Source organism: Streptomyces sp. NPDC037100, assembly GCF_055606225.1.
In genome coordinates this window covers 1-1367 of the sequence record NZ_JBVJSX010000036.1, presented here as the reverse complement: position 1 = coordinate 1367, position 1367 = coordinate 1, and the positions used below count along the sequence as shown (strand labels likewise).

The following is a 1367-nucleotide window of genomic DNA, read 5'->3' as shown; positions in this document are numbered from 1 at the left end:
TTGAGGTCCTCTTTCCAGTCCGGGAGTTCGGTCTGGCCGCGCTGCCGACGGTGCGGGATGACCAATCCGGTGCCCGGGTAGCCGCCGTCGGCGATCGTGGTGGTCTTCCCGACGGCGGCTTTGGCGCCGGATTCCTCCCATGCCTTGCAGTCGTTGCGGTTCCCGGCGAGCGGCTGGCCGACCACGACGACCAGGCGGGTGTCGGCGTCGATGACGATCTGGTGGTTGGTGGAGTACCGGTAGTTCTTCGACCGCTCGGCGATGGTGTGGTCGCGGGTGGGGACCAGGGTGCCGTCGACGATGAGCACGGTGTCCTTGGCGAACCGTTTGCGGGGCTGGAGAGCGAGCATCGGCCCGAGGTGGTCGATGATCCGGTCCGCCGCCGACTTCGACACCCCGAACAGCGGAGCGAGTTGCCGCATTGTGAGGTTCGTTCGCCAGTAGGCCGCGACCAGCAGGGCCCGATCCTCCAGCGGAAGGCTCCACGGCCGGCCCTTGCGGACCGCGTCCGCACCCTGGCGCCGCAGAACCGTTACCAGCTTCCCGAAGGCGCGAGGGCTCAGCCCGGAGAACGGGGCTATCCAGGAAGATTCCGACGCCGTGATCACACCAGCCATACCAAGATCGTTTCATGGCGAGGCTGGCGGCCCGGCCCACCTCTCAGCTGCCGCTCAGCGGAGACGCCCACGTGGGGTCGTGTCGGGATCTCCTCGTGAGGTGGGCCAGGAGGTGCTCCGCCGCGACGGAGGCAGTGTTTTGCGGCGCGCCGACTGCGGTCAGGGCGGCGATAAGCCTTGCTGATGCTGTTTCCGGCACGTCCGGGTCGGTGAGGAGGGGAAGCAGCAGCAGGAAGCGGCTGGCCGTGTCCTGGACGCCTTCGTCCGCAAGCGACGGGCTGTCAGCGATCCGGATAAGTTCGTGCCATGTCAGCCCAGTGCCCGAGAAATCTCCGTCCCAGCTGGCGATCTGCTCGGCGTAGCTTCTGCCTGGATGGGTGAGGAGGTAGTCGGTGCCGTAATCGCCATCCAGGTTGCGGTAGATCACCACGGCTCCGGGGCCGTCTTCTGCCGGCACCCTGAACGCTGGCCAGCGCTCAGGATCGAAGAGGATCTCGGACAGGGCATCGACATCGGCGCCGTCCTCGCCGAACCACTCTGGAACCGGGCGCTCGGGACACCCCCCGTCGCTGCACATCGCCAGGAGGTAGTTCGACCAGAAGCCCGGGTGGACCAGCAGTGACTCGCCCGGCACCAACGGGCCGACGTCGTATCCCTTGATCAGCACCCCTCGATCCTGTCACTAGCCACTGACACGGTCCGATCCGGGATCGGCAAGGGGGCACCGTCCAGTTACGGGACAGCTCTTAG

General features: G+C 66.9%; 2 protein-coding genes. Both read right to left on the bottom strand.

Translation table 11 applies throughout. From position 1 onward, the window contains the following. Positions 1 to 617: transposase family protein (locus tag ACZ7EG_RS40060; protein ID WP_471089984.1), on the bottom strand; the 617-nt coding region annotated here is incomplete at its 3' end. 43 nt (positions 618 to 660) lie between these two features. Further along, positions 661 to 1284 carry a hypothetical protein gene (locus tag ACZ7EG_RS40055; RefSeq protein ID WP_471089981.1) on the bottom strand — a complete coding sequence of 208 codons (624 nt, stop codon included), beginning with the start codon at positions 1282 to 1284 and terminating at the stop codon, positions 661 to 663. Positions 1285 to 1367: the final 83 nt, after the last annotated feature.